The 15,966-nt window shown below is 61.6% G+C and carries 20 protein-coding genes; 8 read left to right on the top strand and 12 right to left on the bottom strand.

Features of this window, described 5'->3' with window-relative positions:
- Positions 1–59: 59 nt before the first annotated feature.
- A complete protein-coding gene (locus tag G9X64_RS26500) occupies positions 60–2,198 on the bottom strand; it encodes an OmpA family protein (RefSeq protein WP_171377668.1) in 2,139 nt (712 codons plus the stop codon).
- A gap of 330 nt (positions 2,199–2,528) precedes the next feature.
- Between G9X64_RS26500 and G9X64_RS26495 the strand changes: the two genes are divergently transcribed.
- The 4 genes from G9X64_RS26495 (at position 2,529) to G9X64_RS26480 (ending at position 5,522) form a co-directional block, all read left to right on the top strand.
- A complete protein-coding gene (locus G9X64_RS26495) occupies positions 2,529–3,302 on the top strand; it encodes a transporter substrate-binding domain-containing protein (RefSeq protein WP_168313728.1) in 774 nt (257 codons plus the stop codon).
- Between the two features lie 113 nt (positions 3,303–3,415).
- The gene (locus G9X64_RS26490) at positions 3,416–4,222 is read left to right on the top strand and encodes an ABC transporter permease (RefSeq protein ID WP_168313729.1); all 807 of its coding nucleotides are present in this window, start codon (positions 3,416–3,418) and stop codon (positions 4,220–4,222) included.
- A complete protein-coding gene (locus G9X64_RS26485; protein WP_168310873.1) occupies positions 4,219–5,049 on the top strand; it encodes an ABC transporter permease in 831 nt (276 codons plus the stop codon). Before G9X64_RS26490 ends, G9X64_RS26485 begins: the two co-directional genes overlap by 4 nt.
- Positions 5,050–5,255: 206 nt before the next feature.
- Positions 5,256–5,522, top strand: coding sequence for an usg protein (locus tag G9X64_RS26480; protein WP_168310874.1), 267 nt, complete (start codon positions 5,256–5,258; stop codon positions 5,520–5,522).
- A gap of 15 nt (positions 5,523–5,537) precedes the next feature.
- Here G9X64_RS26480 and G9X64_RS26475 read toward each other — a convergent pair whose 3' ends face one another.
- Positions 5,538–6,263, bottom strand: coding sequence for a DUF2270 domain-containing protein (locus G9X64_RS26475; RefSeq protein WP_168310875.1), 726 nt, complete (start codon positions 6,261–6,263; stop codon positions 5,538–5,540).
- 115 nt (positions 6,264–6,378) lie between these two features.
- Between G9X64_RS26475 and G9X64_RS26470 the strand changes: the two genes are divergently transcribed.
- From G9X64_RS26470 to G9X64_RS26455, 4 genes are all read left to right on the top strand, one after another.
- Entirely contained in the window at positions 6,379–7,197 is an 819-nt protein-coding gene (locus G9X64_RS26470; RefSeq protein WP_171377667.1) for a class I SAM-dependent methyltransferase, read from the top strand.
- A 103-nt stretch (positions 7,198–7,300) separates the two neighbouring features.
- A complete protein-coding gene (locus tag G9X64_RS26465) occupies positions 7,301–7,987 on the top strand; it encodes a glutathione S-transferase family protein (RefSeq protein ID WP_171377666.1) in 687 nt (228 codons plus the stop codon).
- A complete protein-coding gene (locus tag G9X64_RS26460) occupies positions 7,984–8,325 on the top strand; it encodes an ArsR/SmtB family transcription factor (RefSeq protein ID WP_168313732.1) in 342 nt (113 codons plus the stop codon). The genes G9X64_RS26465 and G9X64_RS26460 overlap by 4 nt, the downstream gene beginning before the upstream one ends.
- On the top strand, positions 8,322–8,798 hold the full coding sequence (locus G9X64_RS26455) for an SRPBCC family protein (RefSeq protein ID WP_171377665.1): 477 nt from the start codon (positions 8,322–8,324) through the stop codon (positions 8,796–8,798). The genes G9X64_RS26460 and G9X64_RS26455 overlap by 4 nt, the downstream gene beginning before the upstream one ends.
- Positions 8,799–8,836: 38 nt before the next feature.
- On the opposite strand, the gene G9X64_RS26450 is transcribed toward G9X64_RS26455, so the two are convergent.
- The 10 genes from G9X64_RS26450 to G9X64_RS26405 all read right to left on the bottom strand — a co-directional run bounded on the left by G9X64_RS26450 (position 8,837) and on the right by G9X64_RS26405 (position 15,880).
- Positions 8,837–9,283: a DUF1801 domain-containing protein gene (locus G9X64_RS26450; protein WP_168310880.1), complete on the bottom strand. Its 447-nt coding sequence runs from the start codon at positions 9,281–9,283 to the stop codon at positions 8,837–8,839.
- A gap of 60 nt (positions 9,284–9,343) precedes the next feature.
- Positions 9,344–9,814 carry a DUF1801 domain-containing protein gene (locus tag G9X64_RS26445; protein ID WP_171377664.1) on the bottom strand — a complete coding sequence of 157 codons (471 nt, stop codon included), beginning with the start codon at positions 9,812–9,814 and terminating at the stop codon, positions 9,344–9,346.
- Positions 9,815–9,825: 11 nt separating this feature from the next.
- Positions 9,826–10,047 carry a hypothetical protein gene (locus G9X64_RS26440; protein ID WP_171377663.1) on the bottom strand — a complete coding sequence of 74 codons (222 nt, stop codon included), beginning with the start codon at positions 10,045–10,047 and terminating at the stop codon, positions 9,826–9,828.
- Positions 10,048–10,110: 63 nt separating this feature from the next.
- Positions 10,111–10,521 carry an SRPBCC family protein gene (locus G9X64_RS26435; RefSeq protein ID WP_168313736.1) on the bottom strand — a complete coding sequence of 137 codons (411 nt, stop codon included), beginning with the start codon at positions 10,519–10,521 and terminating at the stop codon, positions 10,111–10,113.
- The gene (locus G9X64_RS26430; RefSeq protein ID WP_171377662.1) at positions 10,518–10,841 is read right to left on the bottom strand and encodes an ArsR/SmtB family transcription factor; all 324 of its coding nucleotides are present in this window, start codon (positions 10,839–10,841) and stop codon (positions 10,518–10,520) included. Before G9X64_RS26430 ends, G9X64_RS26435 begins: the two co-directional genes overlap by 4 nt.
- Positions 10,842–11,084: 243 nt before the next feature.
- A complete protein-coding gene (locus tag G9X64_RS26425) occupies positions 11,085–11,912 on the bottom strand; it encodes an ATP-binding cassette domain-containing protein (RefSeq protein WP_171377661.1) in 828 nt (275 codons plus the stop codon).
- 10 nt (positions 11,913–11,922) lie between these two features.
- Positions 11,923–12,759, bottom strand: a complete 837-nt coding sequence (gene ssuC, locus G9X64_RS26420; RefSeq protein WP_171377660.1) for an aliphatic sulfonate ABC transporter permease SsuC — start codon at positions 12,757–12,759, stop codon at positions 11,923–11,925.
- A 49-nt stretch (positions 12,760–12,808) separates the two neighbouring features.
- On the bottom strand, positions 12,809–13,984 hold the full coding sequence (gene ssuD, locus G9X64_RS26415; protein ID WP_171377659.1) for an FMNH2-dependent alkanesulfonate monooxygenase: 1,176 nt from the start codon (positions 13,982–13,984) through the stop codon (positions 12,809–12,811).
- A gap of 363 nt (positions 13,985–14,347) precedes the next feature.
- Complete coding sequence (locus G9X64_RS26410; protein ID WP_171377658.1) at positions 14,348–15,313, bottom strand: aliphatic sulfonate ABC transporter substrate-binding protein; 966 nt, start codon at positions 15,311–15,313, stop codon at positions 14,348–14,350.
- Positions 15,314–15,511: 198 nt separating this feature from the next.
- The gene (locus tag G9X64_RS26405; RefSeq protein ID WP_171377657.1) at positions 15,512–15,880 is read right to left on the bottom strand and encodes a hypothetical protein; all 369 of its coding nucleotides are present in this window, start codon (positions 15,878–15,880) and stop codon (positions 15,512–15,514) included.
- Between the last annotated feature and the right edge of the window lie 86 nt (positions 15,881–15,966).

Below are 15,966 nucleotides of genomic sequence, written 5' to 3'. Positions count from 1 at the left end.
TTGGAAAGAAGAAGCAAGACCGAAATGCCCCTCCCCGGAAACGGGGAGGGGCAACATCATTACCTGTTGGCAGCGACCGGGCGGACCAGTGCCGTGACGCGGCGGATGGTGACGCGGCGGTTTTCCTGCTCGGGACCTGACGTGTTGACCTTCAGATACTGCTCACCATAACCCTGCGTCGCGAGGTTCTCCGGCGCGATGCCATAGACGTCGGTGAGCACGTTGGCGACCGATTCCGCCCGCTGGTCGGACAGGATGAGGTTGCTCTGGTCTGAGCCGACAGCATCGGTATGCCCCTCGATCAGGAAGGTCTCGCTCGGATCCTTCTCTAGCACCTGGCTGATCGCGTCGGCGACCTTGCGCAACGTGCGCGCCTGGGTCATCGGGATCTCCGCGCTGCCAGTCGCGAAGGTGATCGTGTCGAGGTCGATGCGGCGCACCTTGTCGCGGATACGGGCCGAATACTTCACCTCGTCAAGCGAGTAGACGCGTTCCACAGGCTCGACCGGCGGCTCGCTCAGGAACTCGTAATAGTCCCGATTCGGGTCGCTGCGCGTGTCGATGATGTAGTCGCTGAGCGGTACGCGCAGCCGCATCGGCGGCAGGTCGGCGCCCGGATCCTCGAAATAGTCGCGGTCCGGATCGTCATAGAGGTCCTGCGAATAATAGAGCACGTCCTCGCGTCCGCGGGCATCGACGCGCGACCGCTGGATGATGTCGCCGTAACGGTTGCGGATCGTCACGATGCGGTAGCCTTCCGGCCGCGTGATCGTCTCGCGGTAGCGGTCGCCTGAAAGCTCCTCGTAACTCGGCCGCTCGCCGTCGCGCAGGAAGCGCCTGTCGTCGTCGCCGCGCACGATCGTCCTGTTGTCGTACTGGATGATCACACGGCTGTCGTCGCCGCGGTCGTCGAAGCGCGCGCCGTCGGGACGGACGAATCGTGGCCGCTCATCGAGCTTCCTGCCCTTCTCACGGGTCACCGCCTCGAGCTTGACCGGCGCCGGCGCTTTGGCGCCGCTCAAAGCCTGTGCATCGGCATCCGAGGTCGGCACCTTCACCTCCTGGCTGTCGGCGCGCTGCCTATCGCGATCGCGGCGGCCTTCCCGGCCCTTGCTGCGGTCGGCATCCTTGTCGCTGTCGAGCACAGCGGCACCGTTCTCCACCGGCAGCACGACGGTCTCGTTGCTCTTGGCCGGATCTGCGGCGATCTTCTTGCGGCGCTCCAGCTCCTCGGGCGAAACCTTTTCCGGCGCAGGAATGGCCTGCTCCACCTGCTGGCCGCCACTGGCGTCCGGCAACGGCTGGGCGGTGTCGGTGGCGGGCGCGGTCGGCTGTTCGCCGGCGGGCTGTTCGCCGGTAGGCTTTGCAGCTTCGCCATCCTTGGGCGTTTCGGCGGGCGCGGCTTCGGGAGCGGCCGCCTTGTCTTCGGTTGGCTTCTCTGCGGGTGCTGCAGCCTCGCCCTTTGTCGGCTTCTTGGCAGGCGCTTCGGCAGCGGGTTTTGCCTCCGGCTTCACCTCGGGCTTTGCCTGTTCTTCGGCCGGCGACACTGCCTCGGGAGCGGCAGTTTCGGTCTTAGCCTTGCCCTTGTCTCGGCCCTGGGCCTTATCCTGCCCTTTTTCCCGCTTACCGCCTTCAGGCTTGGCCTCGGGCTGGGCCTGTTCCGTCTCCGGCTGAGTTTCCTTGGCGGCGGGTTGCTGCTCGGGCGCAGGCTGCGCCTCAGGCTCGGCTTGCTGCGTCTCCTGCTTCTTCGGCTTTCTCGGCTTTTCCTGCGTTACGGGTTGCTCTTCCTGCTGCGGCTCGGGTGCCTGCTTGGCTTTCCGCTGCGGTTTGCTTTCGGGCGCAGGCTCCTCCCTCGGCGCTTCGGCCTTCGGCGGTTCCGGCTCTGCCTTGGGTGCGGGCGCAGGCGCCTCCTTCCGCTCGGCCTTCGGCTTCTCGGCGGGTGCCTCCTTCGGCGGCTCGGCGGCCGGCGCCTGTTCAGCCGGTGCTTCCTCCTTCTGCTTGCGCTTCTTCTTTAAGAGCTCCTCCTCGGAGGGCGCGTCCTGCGCCACTTCGAAACTGCCCTGTTCAATCTGCCGCACGGCTGCAGTCTCGGTTGCGGCGCCGCGCACGGCAGCCATCGCCATTGCCGGCTGCAGAGCCAGCGAAAGAGAAAGCAACGGAAAAGCCGCGCTCGCGAACAATCTTGATTTCATGCCCATCGGGTTTCCTCGATCCTGTTTGAGCTTCTTGAGGCCGCCAGGCCCTGGTTCCGCCCCTAGCTTCGCATTGAGGCGAAACGGCGGAATGGCAATTGCCGAGCCGCCGATTTGTTCCGGTTCTAGGAAGTCGGGGATTAACCTCGCGTGAATGTTGCAGTCTGCCGGCGTTCATCTCGCCTGTTATTTGCACCGCACAATTGCGATGGGATTTATGTTGCAATTCCATGAAAAAAAGTCTGATTATCGCCGCAAGGCGGTCTCAGCACCGTTGAACTGCGGCCGTCAGCCCAACAGAAAAAGGAGCGACGGCTACCAACAGAGAGGATCCTCATGCTTAACTCCACCCGTATTTTCGCGGCAGCCTCGATCGCGGCGATGTCCCTTTTTGCCGGCTCGGCCATGGCCGATGGCGAGAAGTATGTGATCGGCACCGATTCGACCTATCCGCCCTTCGAATTCGTCGATGCCAGCGGCACGATCCAGGGCTTCGACATCGATATCACCAAGGCGCTCTGCGCTGAAATGAAGGCCGAATGCTCCTTCGTCAGCACCGACTGGGACGGCATCATCCCAGCCCTGAATGCCAAAAAGTTCGACATGATCGTTTCCTCCATGTCGATCACGCCGGAGCGTCTGAAGCTCGTCGACTTCTCAAACAAATACTACAACACTCCGCCGGCCATTGCCGTGCCGAAGGACTCGACGATATCGGACGTCGCCGGCCTCAAGGGCAAGGTGATCGGCGCGCAGACCTCCACGACGCACGCCAACTATGCCGAGAAGCATCTCGCCGACACCGAACTGAAGCTCTATCCGACCGCTGACGAATACAAGCTCGACGTTGCCAGCGGCCGCGTCGACGCCGTCATCGACGACGTCGTCGTTCTCTCCGAATGGGTCAAGTCCGACGCCGGCGCCTGCTGCAAGATCCTGACGACCCTGCCGGTCGACAAGGAAATCAACGGCAACGGCGCAGGCATTGCCATTCGCAAGGGCGATCCGCTCAAGGAAAAGCTGAATACGGCGATCGCTGCGATCCGCGCCAATGGTGAATACAAGAAGATCCAGGACAAGTACTTCGACTTCGACGTTTACGGCGAATAAGAAATTCGCTATCTGGCCGATGAAGATAATGGCGGAAGGCTTGCTCTTCCGCCATTTTTGTTTGACAAAGATGGCAAGATCAAAACGGCAAAAGCCGTGAGGGGAATTCTCGCATGAGCGGATTATTTTCCGCGCTGGGCTCCTTCTGGAGCTGGATTGTGCATATTTTCGATCCGCTGTGCGGACCCGTTGGCATCTTCACTTGGTTAGGTCCGTCGACGATTCTTGCCTGTGGCGATACCGGCTGGGGCGACGAGATCGCGCTTGGCCTGCAGGTCACCATTTCGGTGGCGATCGTCACCCTGCCGATCGGCCTCGCCATCGGCTTCCTGGTGGCGCTCGGCCAGCAGTCGGAGGAAAAGCCGCTGCGGCTGGCGGCCGGCATCTACACGACGATCTTCCGCGGCCTACCGGAGCTTCTGACGCTCTTCATCATCTATTACGGCATGCAGATGCTGATCCAGTCCCTGCTCGCCTTCGTCGGTTATGACGGACCACCGGTCGAGATCAACGCCTTCCTCGCCGGCGTCATCGCGCTTTCGGTCGTCTTCTCCGCCTACTGTTCGGAAGTGCTGCTCTCGGCCTTCCGCGCCATTCCCAAGGGGCAATATGAGGCAGGCGACGCGCTCGGGCTGCATAGCGGCCGCACGCTACGCCTGATCATCCTGCCACAGCTCGTACGCATCGCGCTGCCGGGCCTGACGAACCTCTGGATGGTGCTGCTGAAGGACACCTCCTACGTCTCGATCATCAGCCTTGCCGATATCCTGCGCCAGACGAGTGTCGCCGTGCGCGTGACCAAGGAACCCTTCTTCTTCTATGGTCTGGCCTGTTGCCTCTATCTGGTGCTCGCCATCCTCTCTTCCTTTCTGCTCGTCTATGTCGAGCGTTGGGCCAAGCGTTCGGAGATCCGCCGATGAGCTACGCCGAAACGCTGATTCCGCCGCAGCCCGCACCCCGCGAAGTGACGAAGCCGATGACGCCGGCGCGCATGGCCGGCTATATCTTTGTCGCCGTCTGGGCTCTGCTCGCGGCGCTCCTTGTCTATTCCGTCGTCAACGGCTGGGATCCGGAAAAATTCGCCCGCTACGGGCCGCGTTACCTCCATGGTCTCTGGATAACGTTGAGCCTCGTTTTCATTTCCGTCATCTGCGGCGCCATCCTTTCGCTGCCGCTTGCCGTGGCGCGCATGTCAAGGAACCGGGTGCTGAATGCTCTGGCCTACAGTTACATCTACTTCTTCCGCGGCACGCCGCTGCTTGCCCAGCTGTTCCTGGTCTATTACGGCCTCGGCATATTCCGGCCGCAGCTTGAGGCCGTCGGCATCTGGTGGTTCTTCCGCGATGCCTGGTATTGCGGCCTCTTTGCCATGACCATCAATACCGCAGCCTACCAGGCCGAAATCCTGCGCGGCGCGATCGAAAGCGTGTCGCATGGCCAGCACGAGGCGGCCGCCGCACTCGGCATCCACAAGTTCATCGCTTTCCGCAAAATCATCCTGCCACAGGCTCTCATCGTCGCGCTTCGCCCTTATGGCAACGAGATCATCCTTCTGATCAAGGGCTCGGCGGTCGTCGCCATCATCACCGTGCTCGACCTGATGGGCGAAACCCGCTACGCCTTCTCCCGCACCTTTGACTACCAGACCTATCTCTGGGCGGCGATCTTCTATCTCGCCATCGTCGAGGCTCTACGCCATCTCTGGGCCTGGATCGAACGCCGCTTGACCCGGCATCTCAAGCGCTGATGAGTGTCGCAGTTTTGGGATAACGGCATGCATGACACAAAAGCAGACTTGGCAGCACTCTCTGCATGATGCTGCCAAATCATTGATATAAAAAATAAATTGTCCTTTTGTGAAGTATCTGTAAAGTTTTCATTAACCACTCGCATGTTTCCATATCACGTAGCGCTAATAAGCGCGCGAGTGGGAACAAGAAGAAGTGGAATGCGATGCACAAGGACATGGAAAAACAATTGCAGGGCTACGGTCTGACGACCGCCCAGATCCTCTACCACCTGCCGGACCACCCGGCGATCCTGCAGACCTATGTCTGGCAGGACTACGACCTCGCCCCCGATTTTCCCGAAATGCGCGGTTTCCTGAAATTCTGGGAAGAGAGGCTCGACGGGCCGCTGCATTCGGTGCGCTACATCCACCGCAAGCTGATCTCTGCAACCGAGTGGCGGGCGCTGAAAGGCGAGTTCATCCTGCACTGATCGGAGCTCGCTACGTCAGACATGCGCCTCGCCATGGCCGAATTCGCCTTCGTCGCGATCCGGGCGAAGCGCGAAGCCGAGCATGCCGAGATAGAAGGCGACGACAATGGCGATGACCGCAAAGCCGGGAACCGGCCCGAGCACGGCATTGTCGATGACATAGGCCCATGACTGCGCCTGCAGCGCCGGTATGCCCTCCGTCTGCAGTTTCGGCGTCGAGATCTTCAGGCACCAGGCGAGCAACAGAATGAAATACATCCAGCCGTAATTGCGTTTGAGCCGGCGGTGCATCGCCTCTTGATAGCTGAGCAGGAAGCGCGGTTTGCGCAGGCTGCGGGCGATCACCATCGCCCATTCGCCGCCAGTCCCGACCTCCGGCGCGAGAATCTGCGCGAAATAGTAGCGCTCGATCTGGCGAATGCGGGCGCGGTAAATATCGAAGAAACGGTAGCGCCGCGCTTCGATCATCAGCAGCAGCGTCACCAGCATCATCCCGAACAGCAGGACTCCGTGATGCGAGGTCGGCGTCGACAGCGATACCGAGAGCAGTGCTGCGACGACGGTGATCGCCCAGTTCGACGTCCGGTCGATGCGGTCGCGCCAACTCGTCATCCGTCCGAGTTCGCCGCGGTAATAATGAATGAGCGTGTTCGTGACCTCGCCTGGTGTACTTGGCAGCAGCAATGGCCGCGCGCCCTCTCCTTCCCGTACCGATGACGTCCTGTCTTCCTCCATTTTCATGGCTCGTTCCTCCCTTCGTCTTCTTTTCGGCCATTCTGCGCCTGCAAACGCGCCATTGCAAAACATCGAAAGCGGCCTTAGAGCCATGCCTGAAACAAAGAGACGGTGAATTGCGATGGCGAAGAAGATCGACGAAGAAGCCCTCGGTGAAGCCTATAACCGCGCGCTGGCGCTGGAAAAGGCCGGCAATGTCGACGCGGCCGTGGCAGCCTATGAGGAAGTCCTGGCAATCGACCCCGACGATCACGGTGGCGCGGCCGTGCGCATCGCCGCGATGGGTCGCGGCGAAACACCGGTCAAGGCACCCGACGCCTATGTCGAGACCTTGTTCGACCAGCATGCCGAGGTTTTCGAGGACGTGCTCGTCGAGCAACTCGGCTATCACGTGCCGATGCTGGTGCGCCAACGCCTGCAGGCGCTGAAGCTCGGGCCGTTCAAGCGGCTGCTCGATCTCGGCTGCGGCACGGGCCTCACCGGCGGCGCACTGCGCGATCTCTGCGCCGATATGACCGGCATCGACATATCGGAGAAGATGGTCGAGATTGCCCATGAGAAGGATCTCTACGAGACGCTCTTCGTTGCCGAGGTCGAGGATTTCCTCGACGACAATGACGAGGAAGCCTTCGACATCATCGCCGCCACCGACGTACTGCCCTATCTTGGCGCGCTCGAACCGCTGTTTTTCGGCGCCGCCGAGAACCTGGCGCCAGGCGGCCTGTTCATCTTCTCCTCGGAGACCCTGTCCGATGAGATTCTCGCCGGCCGCGCTTACATGGTCGGCCCGCACCAGCGCTTCGCCCATGCCGATGCCTATGTGAGAGAACGGCTGGCGGCCACCGGTTTCGAACTTGTCGAAATAACCGATATCAACGTGCGCATGGAAGACGGCCAGCCCACTCCCGGCCATCTGGTAATCGCCAGATATATTGGCTGACGGAACAGTTATACGATTGGCAAAGTATCTGTTGCGCACTCCCTTTCGACCTGATACTTAGTCGATTGGTAAAGTTTACCGCAACGATAGGAAAGGTCGCCGCATGTCGCTTGTGCTCTATGGGCATCCGCTCGCCTCTTTCTGCCACAAAGTGCTGATCGCGCTTTATGAAAACGGCACCCCTTTCGAAAATCGCATCGTCGATCTTTCCGACGAAAGCTCGCGCGCCGATCTCTTCCGCTTCTGGCCGATCGGTAAGATGCCGCTGCTGCGGGACGAAGCACGCGACAGCACCATTCCCGAGACATCGATCATCATCGAATATCTCGAGCAATATTATCCCGGCCCCGTTCGCCTGCTGCCGCTTGAGATCGACCGCGCGCTGCAAGTCCGCCTTTGGGATCGCTTCTTCGATCACTATGTCCAGGCGCCGATGCAGACGCTGGTCAGCAATCACCGGCGTCCTGAGGGCACGGCCGATGAAATCGAGGTGACGGCCGCCAAGGCGACGCTTGCCACCGCCTACTCGATGATCGAAAAGCAGCTCGCCGACAAGCAATGGATATCAGGCGACCGCTTAACCATGGCCGATTGCGCCGCCGCCCCCGCGCTCTTCTATGCCGAGACGCTGATCCCCTTCACTCCGGAACAGCCGAACCTTCGCGCCTATTACGATCGGCTGCTGGCGCGCCCGTCCTTTGCAAGGGCGCTGGAAGAGGCCCGCCCCTACTTCAAGTTCTACCCCTACAAAGAGAGGCTGCCAGCCCGCTTCCGGGATGCGGCAGGATGATCGAAAGCCAGGCGAATCTCGACCGTATGTTCCACGCGCTTTCCGATCGCAGCCGCCGCGGTATGATCGATCGCCTCGGTCGTGGCCCGGCCTCCGTCACCGAACTGGCCGCACCGCTTGCGGTTGCCCTGCCGACGGTGATGAAACATCTGCAGGTTCTGGAGGAGAGCGGCCTCGTACTCTCCGAAAAATCCGGCCGGGTGCGAACCTACCGCCTGCAGCAGGACGCGCTTGCCGCCGTCGAGCGCTGGGTAGAACAGCGAAAGACCCGCTGGAGCGCCGCCTTCGACAGGCTGGATCAATATCTCGCTGAGGAAAAGGAGACCCTTCCCGAATGACGACACGATCCGCCGAACACGCTACCTTCATCATCGAGCGCCTCCTGAAGGTGCCGATCGCCCGGGCCTTCCGCGCCTGGTCGACGCCGGAGGCCAAACGTCAATGGTTCGCCTGCCACGGCGAGTGGGTGCCGCTGGACTACGGGCTCGATTTCCGCCCGGGCGGTACGGAGAGGAACCACGTCGCCGATACCGACGGCCTCCTGCACGCCTACGACGCCCATTACATCGATATCGTGCCCGATGCCCGCATCATCTATGCCTATGAGATGAAGCTTGGGGAAAGCCGCATCTCCGCGTCGCTCGCCACCGTTGCTTTCGAAGCCGCACCCGGCGGCACGAAAATGGTCTTCACCGAACAGGTGGTCTTCCTCGACGGCTACGCCGATAACGGCGCCCGCCTCCAGGGCACCGAGATTGGCCTCGACAATCTGGAACTCTTCCTCGAACGCGAGGAAAGCCCGATCCACTAATCGCATGTTCGGCGCGTTTCAGGCGATCTTGCCAGGCGTCACGCGTTGCTTGGTTTCTTCCGCGAGCCGGCGGGGCGAGCGGCCGTGCGCGTTGACATATTGAGTGCGACGGCGGCGCGAACGAGCGTCTTCAAGGCATCCTCGTCGACCTCATCGCCCTCATGGAAATCGATGGCGCGTCTGACATTGCCGTCAAGGCTGGAGTTGAAGAGGCCCGAAGGATCCTCCAGAGAGGCGCCCTTTGCGAAGGTCAGCTTCACCACGCTCTTATAGGTCTCGCCGGTGCAGATGATGCCAGCGCGCTCCCACACCGGAACGCCTCTCCACTTCCATTCCTCAACCACCTCGGGCTCAGCCTGCCGGATGAGCATTCGGACGCGGGCGAGCATCTCGCCCCGCCAATCGTGCAGTTCCTCTATCCTCGCATCGATCAGCTGAGAGGGAGAAGCGCCCTCGTTTCCTTCTCCGGAATCGCTCTTCTTCATGGCTGCTGTCGCCTTCCTGGTTGTTATTGTTCGCTTGGGTGCCGATGACTTGGCGCTCGCTCACATCCGCGCGCCGGGCAATTGGCTGGCCTGCTCCACCCAGGCGGCGAGCTGGGCTTCGTCGATTTGGTCGTTCTCGCGGATGTCGAGGTAGCGTACTTCCTTCTGCTTGGATTGGCCGGGCGGCAGAGGATGCAGCGACGTGCCGCGGAAGAAAGCCACCTTGACGTATTTCGCGAAGCAATGAACACCGAGGAACCAGCCCTGCCCTTCGATGCCGTAGAGGGGCGAGTTCCATTTCACGGCCTTAAATACGCCGGGCACCATGCGCGTAATCAGCGCATCGAGGCGGTGCCCGACGTCGCTTTTCCAGCCCGGCATGGCGGCGATATAGGCTTGCACCGGAGCGTCGCCATAACCCTTGGCGATCTGTGGGTTGCCGCCCGAGAGAAGGGTCGGCTCCCCGGTGGCCGGCTTGGCGGCTGCCTTCTTGGTGACCTTCGCTTCGGTCTTGGACGTCTTGTCGGCCATCGCCTTCACTCCTATCCGCCGTTGCGTCCCGAGCCGCGCCACTTGGTGGCATATGGCAGGACGAACAAGTAGAGACCGGTAAGCAGGAGCAAGGTGAGCGGCAACAGCGCCAAGAGGCCTACCCAGACGAACGATTTTTCCTGCACCACGGCGATGATATTGGCGATGACCGCCACCGTAAAGGCAATGGACAGCCATCGGTGGATCTGCCGAAACCCGTTGTTCCAGTTCAATTGCAACCTCCTCCTCCTCGAAAATAAGCCTGGACGATGGGCTGCTTGCTGGGCGGGCGCCCCTCATTCTGTCCGCGCGAGAACTTGCTCCAGCTTTTTGAAGAACTGCGGCCACCCGCTCCTGGCGCCCCCATAGGCCTGCCGCTGATCCGGCCGGAAACCCGACTGCTCCATGCGCAGATGCGTGCCCGTGCCCGTCGGCGTGAGCGTCCAGGTGACGACGGTTTCGAGGCCATAGGCGCCCCAGCTATAGGCGAGCGTCTTGTTCGGCTCGACCTCCAGAACCCGGCAGTCGACCGAGCCCCAATCGGCATTGAAGTTGAAACGATGGTCGACGACCGGTTTGAAGTCGCTCTTCATCAGCCACTCCTGGATCAGGTGCGGCTGGGTGAGCGCCCGCCAGATCTTGTCCGTGGGAAAAGGCATCTCCCGTTCGATCACGACGGAACGTGTTTCGGTCGATATATCGGTCATTGATCCATCCTCTTCAGCAAGTCTTCGAGAGCATCGAAACGGCTTTGCCAGAAGCCCGCCATCTCGCTTGTCCAGTCGACCAGCGGCGCCAGCGCACCGAGCCGCGCGCTATAATGCGTCTGGCGACCTTCGTGGCGGTCGCGCACCAATCCGGCCTGCTTCAGGATTCCGAGATGTTTTGAAACGACCGGTTGCGAGACCCCTGCCCGCGCCGTCAGAGCTCCGACCGTCTTCTCTCCTTCACGGCACAGCCGCTCGAAAAGCGCCCTCCGGGTCGGATCGGCGAGCGTTCTGAAGAGCATGTCCTGAGCGTTCGACATCTATGATCCATACCCCGATAGCTATGAGTTAACGTATAGCCATAGAGGTATGAGTGAGTCAAGCTGGACGTGAAACGGCTTGAGGGAGTTGTTGGTGCCGAGTGCACATCCCGCAACATGCCGCGGCAGAGACGAGTGATCTCATACCCAGACGCCTATACATATTCGCTATCGGTATTGCATGCTCGCATCGACACGCCTCGACTATGCCGAGATCATGCAGCTTTGCGAACAGCGCTGGGATCAATGATCGCCGTCGGTGCCGAGGATCGCGGCGAGCAGCCGGCCTTCGAGCTCGGCAAGGTCGGGGTTGCCGTGCCGGCGCGGATGCGGATAGGGAATCGGAAGATCGAGTGCGATCCGCCCCTCGTCGAGCACAATGACCCGGTCGGCGAGATGCACCGCCTCGCTGACATCATGGGTGACGAGCACGGCGGTGAAGCCGAGTTCGCGCCAGACACGGTTGATGAGTTCCTGCATGCTGATCCGCGTCAGCGCATCGAGTGCGCCGAGCGGTTCGTCGAGCGCCAGCACGCCGGGCCGGCTGACCAGCGCCCGCGCCAACGCCACGCGCTGCCGCTGCCCGCCGGAAAGCCGCGCCGGCCATTCCCTGGTCTTTTCGCCAAGCTGGACTTCGGCAAGCACGGCATCGGCCGCCTTTGCCGCCGCCCGACTGTCGATGCCATCGCCGAGCCCGACGACGACATTATCTGCGACACTGAGCCAGGGCAGCAGCCGCGGCTCTTGAAAGACGATGCGCGTGTTCGGGCTCGCCTGCGCGCCGTCGGCATCTTCGAAATCCAGCTCGCCGGCACTCGGCTCGTCGAGGCCCATCAGGATGCGCAGCAGCGTGCTCTTCCCGCAGCCGCTCTTGCCGATCACGGCAACAAACTGGCCGGCCGGAATATGCAGGTTGATGCCGCGTAGCACGCGATTGGCCCCAAAACTCTTTTCAAGCCCCGTCAGGCTGATCGCCGCTGGCGCACTACGGCCCACTGCCGGCGCGTTTTCGCGCGCATAAGCTGGCTCTTCGGCGACGGCGTGAAAACGCTCATGTGCGATCGATGTCATGGCGTCTCTCCTATTTCTGATAGACCGGGTTCCAGGCAAGCAGCCGCCTCTCCAGAACCCGGGCGATGACATCGGCAAGCTTGCCGAGCACGGCATAAATGACGAGGGCGAGCACGACGACATCAGTCATCATGAACTCGCGGGCATTGTTGGCCATGTGGCCGATGCCCGAGGATGCGGCGATCGATTCCGATACGATCAGCGTCAGCCACATGATGCCGAGCGCATATCTGAGGCCGACGAAGATCGACGGCAGCGCACCTGGAAAGATTACCTTGCGGAACAGCGTCCAGTTGCCCATGCCATACACCTTGCCCATCTCGATCAGATCGCGATCGACATTGCGCACTCCATGATAGGTGTTGAGATAAACCGGGAAGAGCACGCCGAGCGAAGTCAGAAACAGCTTCGATTCCTCGCCGATCCCGAACCACAGGATGACGAGCGGGATCATCGCCAGATGCGGAATGGTGCGCAGCATCTGCAGCGTCGTATCGGTCAGCTGCTCGGAAATGCGCGATACGCCATTGGCAATGCCGAGCATGAAACCGATCGAGCCGCCGACGAGAAGGCCCGCAAAGGCGCGGCCGGCGCTCACCAGCACGTCATTCGGCAACTGGCCGGAAACCATCGTCGACCAGAAGGCGAGGCCGACATCGGCCGGCGACGGCATGATGCGCGATGAGATCCAGCCGACAGAGGAGGCAAGCTGCCAGAACGCCACGATCGCCACCGGCACCAGGTAGGGCGTCAGCTTCTCCAGGCCGGGCAGCGGCAGGCGCAGACCCGCCTTCCCGGCCTTTTCGGAAGCGACCAATCGTACGAACGGAGTATCGAAAGTCGACATGCTTTGTCCTCGCGCTTATCGAAAGCAGGATGTCACGCTCTGTTCGAGCTCAGGAGCCGGAGACGACTTTCAGATTGCCGCCATGGCTGCCGCCAGCGAAGACCTGTTTGCGGCCGAACTCGTTGTTGAAGCCCAGGCGCTGCTGTTCGCGGGTGATGCCGAGTTCGGGGAAAAGCAGCTCGGCGACGCGATAGGCTTCTTCGAGATGCGGATAGCCGGAACCGATCACCGTATCGATGCCGATCTCCTGATATTCGCGAAGGCGCGCGGCAACCGTCTTCGGTGACCCCACAAGCGCCGTGCCCGCGCCGGCGCGCACCAGGCCGACGCCGGCCCAGAGGTTCGGCGAGACTTCGAGCTTGTCGCGCCGGCCGCCGTGAAGGGCGGCCATGCGCTTCTGGCCGACCGAGTCGGACTCGTGGACGAAGCGCTCCTGCGCCTCGCGGATCGTATCGTCGTCGAGATGGCGGATCAGTCGCTCAGCAGCCTCCCATGCCTCCTCGTCGGTTTCGCGGACGATGAAGTGCAGGCGAATGCCGAAGCTCACCTCGCGGCCGCGCTCGCCGGCAGCCTTGCGCACCTTGGCGACCTTTTCGGCCACCTGTGCCGGCGGCTCGCCCCAGGTCAGGTACTTGTCGACACGGCCGACGGAGAAATCGATACCCGCATCCGACGACCCGCCGAAATAAAGCGGCGGACGCGGGTTCTGCACCGAGGGGAAGCCGAGGCGCGCATTGGTCGCCTTGATGTATTTGCCGTCGAAGCTTGCCGTTCCCTTTTCCAGCAGCTCCTCGAAGACGGTGAAGAACTCCTCGGCATGGGCGTAGCGCTCGTCATGCTCGAGATGGATGCCGTCGCCGGCAAGCTCCGCCGGGCTGCCGCCGACGACGATGTTGAGCAGCAAGCGGCCGTTGGAGATGCGGTCGAGCGTCGTCGCGAGACGCGCGTAATAAGCAGGCGACGCCGTGCCGGGGCGGATCGCCACCAGGAACTGCAGCTTCTCGGTCTTGGCGGCGAGGGCTGCCGCCGTCACGAAGGATTCCTCGCAGGCAACCCCGGTCGGCAGCAGCACGCCGGAATAGCCGAGCCGGTCGACGGCCTGAGCGATCTGCGTGAGATAGCCGATCTCGGGCGCGCGGTTGAGCTCGGAGGAGCCGAGATAGGTGCCGTCACCCGAGGTCGGGATGAACCAGAGGAAATTGATGGGATTTGAGGTGGCGGTCATGGAAGACAGTCCTTTGCTGCGAATTCGAAAATCAACTCACGTGGTCGAGATGGCTCCCTGGCCAGCGACAACATACGCAAACCGTCTGCCTGCGCAGCGCCGCCGCGCGGATGCTTGGGAGGATCGCGGTGGCGGCGGAGGTCGTGAGAAGGCCGGGTGGCTGCATCTGAAATATTCCTGTCGATCGGCTGGATACCTTCCCGGCATCCACCCACGGATCGCGAGAATAGTGACATAGCCCACTAATTAGATCGATAATATCAATTTGCTTTTGTAGTCCATTTTGGAGAATATTTTTCCGGATTGGCGACATGGAGACCATCTCCATGCCGCCCCGCGAAAAACTTGGCCCCGGGCGAAAAATCAGCTCGCCTTGGGACGCCAGACGATATCGCCTGTCGTAAGCTTCTTCGGGAGGATGCCGAGCCCGTAGAACTCGTCGGCGAGCGACTGCTGATAGGCGGCAGCGGCATCGCTGATGGTCGAGACGCTGCCGAGATCGGCGCCCTTGCGCGTCAATGTCACGCGCGTCACCTCAGCCGGCACACCGGTGATTTCGGAAAGCTCCTTCACCGTCGCGTCGAGATTGCTTTGTGCCGACTTGCCGACCTTGGCAAGCTCATCGATCACGTCGACGATCACCTGCCCGTTCGCTTCGGTGAAATCACGGTTGGCGAGGAAGAAACTATAGGAGTCGACAATGCCTTCGGCGGTCGTCAGGATATGCGTCTCCGGATCGGCTTCGGCAATCGCCAGATAAGGATCCCAGATCGACCAGGCGTCGATGCTGCCGTTCTTGAAGGCGGCGGCGGCATCCGGCGGCGAAAGGTCGACCTGCTCGACATCTTCGGGCTTCAGGCCCGCCTTACGCAGAACCTTAACAGTTACGTTGTGGGCGCTGGAGCCGCGCTTGAAGGCGACCTTCTTACCCTTGAGGTCTTCCAGCGTCTTGATGGGCGAATCCTTGCGCACTACGATGGCCGAGGCTGCCGGGCTGCCCTTGTAGAGACCGACATAATAGAGCTGCCCGCCGGCCGCCTGGGCAAACAGCGGCGGCACATCGCCGGTCGCGCCGAAATCGAGGGCGCCGGCGCCCAGCGCTTCAAGAAGCGGCGGGCCGGAGGTGAATTCCGACCAACTGACGGTAATGCCGCGATCGGCAAGCCGCTTTTCAAGTGCGCTGCGACGCTTGGCGAGCGCCAGCACGCCGTTCTTTTGCCAACCGATACGGAATTCGCTGGCGGCAGCGCGTGCGGGCCTGACAGCCGGCAGGATTGCCGTGGCCGCGGCTGCTGCGAAAAGCCCGAGCGTTTGTCGACGTGAAATCATGACTTTCCCCTTTTTGATGGTGCCGGCCTGTTTTCGCCTGGTCGACCCTGTCAGTGATGAATACCATGATGATGAAATCTATAATTTATATCGACAATTTTCTTTGCAAGATTACGCCTTTGCTGAAATTTTGCGGCCCGAAAATCGCCCTCAAGCGAAATTTTTTCGCGTGTCCCTCATGCTGTCTGCTATCCCGGCTCACTCCCGACCTTCGGCGGCCAGCCGATCGCGAATGAAGGTTGGGCCGCCGGCAAGACGCTTCGCAAGCAGGCTTGCGGGATCAACCATGCGCCAATAGGGCGTGACCGTCGAAACCGGCTCGCCCTTCTCCAGCGCGCTGAAGGACAGCTCGGCGATCGCACGCAAATGCCGCTGCACGGTCACCGGGCAACAGGCATCCGCCCCATATTGAGCGGCAAGACGGCGGCGGAGGACGCCGCGGTCGGTGAGAATACCTTCAGGTGCCGATCGTATCTGCTCTGCGACCATCTCGTGCGATGGAATGAGCATCGCCTGCATTCCGCTGCGGCCTTTGCGCCGCGGCTTGATCGTCGGAATTTCGCTCATGTCACCCCCGGAACATAATGCCTTCCCTCCAATCTAGGGCCCGTCCGAAAGGCCGCCAGCCTCATATGCGTCAATCGGAAGGAAGT

This window comes from Rhizobium sophorae, assembly GCF_013087515.1.
Taxonomy (GTDB): Bacteria; Pseudomonadota; Alphaproteobacteria; order Rhizobiales; family Rhizobiaceae; genus Rhizobium; species Rhizobium sophorae.
This window is presented reverse-complemented; position numbering and strand designations above follow the sequence as displayed.